Raw genomic sequence first — 2686 nt, 5'->3', positions numbered from 1 at the left:
TTTGCAAATGCTGGATCGTTTATTTTTGAAGAGTATCCCATAAAAAATATATTTTAATAAAAAAGAACTAACTCGTTAATACATCTACAACTTTTTGCAAATTTACATTTTGTGATGCAGGAATATTTAATTCTTCAGTATTGGTTAACGTTCTATCTGTGTAGTAATACTTTATATAAAGACCGTAAAATGGCTTATCAATAATTTTTGCTTTTTTTATTCCCGAAAGAATAAAATCCCAATTATGAAAATATCCATTTATATATGCATAATTTTTGCCAATTAATATTTTACCATCGTTTTTACTATTTTGTTGTTTGTAATAATGTGGCATCCCAAATGCAAAAAGTGCAATAAATGCAATTAACCCTAACATTATAAAAAACATAGCTACTTTTCCTTCATCTATAAAAATAATAAAGGCTCCAAAAATTATTATAATTAAGATTGTTGTAACAATAAAAATGCTCATATTTCTGGACTTTTCATTCTGAAAAAGAAAATTAACATACTGTGATTTTTCTTCGGAATTAAGTTTCCAACTAGCTATTAAATTTTCACCTGTTATTAAAGACTGTAATTTTTTTTCACGACTTCTAAACATAAATGCAATCACTATAGACGATACAAGTAAGAAAAAAGAAATAAAAGCTATGGCAGGATGAATTGGTAAAACGTCCAAATCCATAAATGCTAAAACTATTATAAAAGCAAAAAAGGCAGTAGCATACCAGAATTTTTTAACAATACTAGTTTGACTATTTTCTAATTCTATTTTTTTATTAATTAGGCTAACATCTTTTTTATCTAACATAGAAATTTCTTCATTTTCTAATGATGGTTTAGTTACTTCTAAAGTTTCATTTTTTACGAGTGTAACTTCAACTTTTGCACCACAACTAGTACAAAATTTTGAACCTTCGCTTAATTTTTGACCACAATTTGTACAATATTTCATATGTTTAGTTTTTTAATTTTATAAGATACCAGCTACTTTTTGTTAAGGTGCTAAAAAAAACCAATTTGTTTTGTTCTTCGTAAAAGTGTAATTCAAAGTCGCCTTTTACACCTCTTAAGTTCACCATTGCCTGATAGTTATTCGATCCAAAAGGTGTTATTCTTGTTTCAAATAAACCATTTTCATCTTTTCCTACTACAATATTATCCTCTCTGGTTAAAACAATTACCGCTTCCTTTTCTCCTAAAATAATTCCTGTAGGATCGTACCATGTACCTTCTAATTTTGCCAATTGTTCAATTGGTGAAAAAGGCTTTTCTATAGAATCTACGTCCTTTAAAAAAGATTTTCCTATAAAAAAAAGAATTGCTATACCTCCTATTACTAATAATGCTAAAAAAAGCCGTTTGCCTTTATTTGGTTGGTTTAAACTTTCTTCAACAAGATTTACCTCATATGTTTTTTTATTTATATGCTGATCGCTGTTGTTAGATATTGAAGCACCACAATTAGTGCAAAATTTTGTTTCTTCTCTAATTTGTTCTCCGCAATTTGGACAGTGTTTCATAATTTGAATATTTCTAATTGTTTTGTGGATTGTTTTTCTATTATTATTCATTTCCTCCTTCTGTGTAACTATTTCTAATTTAGATACAAAATTTTGGATGAACTCACCTATTCATAAATTATTGTTGGTGTGCGTTTTCTTTGACAATTACAAGATGTTGTATCTTTTTCTAATTGGAAATCAGCTTTCATTTTTGCTAGGTTTTCCCTTGCTTTTGCAGCATCTTCAGAACGTCCTTGCTTTATAAAATCATTAATTATCTTCTCCATTTCTTTTACAGAGTTTTCAAACATTTTTGTACCGGCTGGACCTACATTGCAACCATAGGTATATTTATCACAGCGATATATAACTTTCTTTACTTTACCATCTTCAATAGCTGGCAATTCTTTTGTTTTTTCATGTTCTTCCACATAAATAGTTGCATTATCTTCACTTAAAAGTTCATTTTTTAAATTGTAAAGTTTAACGTTTACATTATACTTACCCAATTTTTTAGCAACAGGTTTAAAAGTAGATTCTTCTCCTTGATAGGTATATGAATTACTCATACCTTGAATATACCATTTAAATTTATACGTGTTTTTTGGGGAGGCTTTTGCAGTCACATCGAATGTAGCTCCTGGAGGACCAATAAGATGCCGTTCTGTAATAAAAACAGTAGGTTTAGGTAAAGGCAATAGTATAGTTGCTTCAGCAGTTGCTAACACTTTTTTTGTACTACTTTCTCTTAAAATTACTTTTAAAGGATAGGTTTGTTCTTTATCGCTTTCTTCATAAGTATGTTCAACTTTTATTTTTACTTCACCTGAAATTGGAATAATACTATTTTGAAAACCTGTACTTTTTTTAGTATTATCGCTAAAATTCCACTCAATATCTACTTTTTCAATAGCATCAATAATATCTTTTGAAGCTATTTCAAAACTATAAACTTTATTGCTCAAGGCATCAAGCAATTCTGAAGGTGTAATAATTAAATCAGGACTTGCGTCTTTAACCGATACTTTGGTTATTCCACCTCCATAATCGCTATTGCAAATAAATAAACTAATTAGATCTACATTATTTACTGAAACAAGTTTTTTGTCTTCTTCTTTAAATAGAGTTCCAATAGTAGTTGTTTTTTTTGAAACTTCATTTACAATAACTATTGCAAC

3 protein-coding genes are annotated in these 2686 nt (G+C 28.3%); all 3 read right to left on the bottom strand.

Annotated features, from left to right (window positions below; all coding sequences use genetic code 11):
- Nucleotides 1–67 precede the first annotated feature (67 nt).
- Entirely contained in the window at nucleotides 68–958 is an 891-nt protein-coding gene (locus tag AB1Z17_RS00315) for a zinc-ribbon domain-containing protein (RefSeq protein WP_368049798.1), read from the bottom strand.
- Between the two features lie 4 nt (nucleotides 959–962).
- A complete protein-coding gene (locus AB1Z17_RS00310) occupies nucleotides 963–1577 on the bottom strand; it encodes a zinc-ribbon domain-containing protein (protein WP_368049797.1) in 615 nt (204 codons plus the stop codon).
- A 56-nt stretch (nucleotides 1578–1633) separates the two neighbouring features.
- Nucleotides 1634–2686 (bottom strand): hypothetical protein (locus AB1Z17_RS00305; protein ID WP_368049796.1); only part of this gene is annotated, 1053 nt, incomplete at its 5' end.

Source organism: Lutibacter sp., from assembly GCF_040883305.1.
GTDB lineage: Bacteria > Bacteroidota > Bacteroidia > Flavobacteriales > Flavobacteriaceae > Lutibacter.
Note: the sequence above shows the minus strand (reverse complement) of the source record. Positions and strands in the feature narration are given on the sequence as shown.

Bases quoted from the DNA above. Each gene is read 5' to 3' on its own strand.
- AB1Z17_RS00310 (WP_368049797.1), bottom strand. From the start codon at position 1,577: ATGAATAATAATAGAAAAACAATCCACAAAACAATTAGAAATATTCAA.
- AB1Z17_RS00315 (WP_368049798.1), bottom strand. From the start codon at position 958: ATGAAATATTGTACAAATTGTGGTCAAAAATTAAGCGAAGGTTCAAAA.